This window comes from Bathymodiolus platifrons methanotrophic gill symbiont, assembly GCF_002189065.1.
Lineage (GTDB): Bacteria > Pseudomonadota > Gammaproteobacteria > Methylococcales > Methylomonadaceae > Methyloprofundus.
This window is the reverse complement of sequence record NZ_BDMN01000557.1, coordinates 1-1,405: the sequence shown is the minus strand read 5'-3', so window position 1 is coordinate 1,405 and position 1,405 is coordinate 1. Positions and strand designations below refer to the sequence as shown.

Here is a 1,405-nt window from a genome sequence, read left to right as displayed (position 1 = left end):
GCTGAGTGATAGAAACTATCACCCTCCTCAGTTATAAGTTTATTTTCAGAAACTCTAACCGTCATATCTTCATTGATAGTGATAATCCCTATATCAAAGGCTTTATCATGTAGCATGGATAAGGCTAAACCATTGCTAGGATTGAGCCTGTTAGCCGCATCTTCTCGCCAGGGAATAATATGACTAGCGACCAATAAGCTGGGAATAGATAAGCCAGTAATACAGCAGCGATAATTATAAGCACTTAAAACAGCTTTACGGAAAAAGCCTTGTCCAATACGCGCTTGGCTTTGTATGGTTTTATTGTTGCCAGTGTAATCAATTTGCTCATCTTCTGATTGTGTTATTGCCGGGTTAGATTTAAGCTGATTTTCATTATCAATGGAACTAATTGCTTGGGATGATTCAATTGCAAAATTTTCCCAGTTTTGTTGCATTTCTTGCCACATGGCTTTGTCTGCGGAAGAAGCGCCTTTTAACCCTTTACGACCTGTAGAGGTTATTGCTGGGTCAAGACTGGCAATATTAGTTAGTTTCATTGCCAGCGCAGAGGGTGTTCGATTAATTAGATCTGCGTATTTGATGATTTCGGGATTGCGTGAATGTAATTTACCAAAAGGTGTTTGGCAGTAAAGTGAAAATGCGACTAATAACTGTTGTCGCGTCCAAGCAAGCCTTTCTGCCATTTATTATTTCCTATTGCTTATACTTCTCGCGGCCACGGTTGCGGATTTTATAGCAAGTGGTTTTGTCGAGAGCAAGGCACTAAAACTGGTAAATAGCAGGCTACACAACTGTTTCAGCAACACAGCTATCGATAAAAATCAGCGGTTAGAAAACCACAACTTTGACTATGTGAAGTATATATTGATTGAATTGCTATGTAAGGGTGATGACATTATTCCACACTCAAAAATAGCTTCTGGGGTTTTCAAGTTCAGTGTAGAGATTATATTACATTGATTTATTCTACAATTGAAATAATTATGAATTATTCTTTAGCCATTGTCGGGCAAGCGCTATATCACTTTTAGCATCTTCGGTATTATTTCCTGTTAAAGGTATATTGAGACTAGATAGTAAAGTGATCAAATCGGATAGATTATGATTTACCATACGTGCAGCCGTGCCAATAGAAATAGCCTCACTTTTAAATAATGAAATTGCTAGTGAATTTTTCACTGACTCTAAGTTTGGCATAGGTATTTACTCTAACAGTCTTCTGGCATTGATTAGCAACTTTTGGTTTTCGGTGTTTTTCAAGATATCTGGGTCGGGATGAATAACCAGATACTGTTTCAATTAAAGCCAAAGCACCTTATCGTAATGTGCACGAATGATTTCATCTTTACTAACTAGTGCTTGCACGAAATAAATAATACCCTTTTAAAACAACACATTATGG

General features: G+C 37.4%; 2 protein-coding genes. Both read right to left on the bottom strand.

Going from position 1 to position 1,405, the window contains the following annotated elements; translation table 11 throughout:
• The coding region (locus tag CDZ78_RS20440) for an HNH endonuclease (RefSeq protein ID WP_087871586.1) at positions 1-686 on the bottom strand (686 nt) is incomplete at its 3' end.
• A gap of 298 nt (positions 687-984) precedes the next feature.
• Complete coding sequence (locus tag CDZ78_RS20430) at positions 985-1,200, bottom strand: UPF0175 family protein (RefSeq protein WP_087871584.1); 216 nt, start codon at positions 1,198-1,200, stop codon at positions 985-987.
• Positions 1,201-1,405: the final 205 nt, after the last annotated feature.

What these genes read in the sequence shown, in the direction of transcription:
- CDZ78_RS20430 (WP_087871584.1), bottom strand. Translation starts at nt 1,200, where the DNA reads ATGCCAAACTTAGAGTCAGTGAAAAATTCACTAGCAATTTCATTATTT.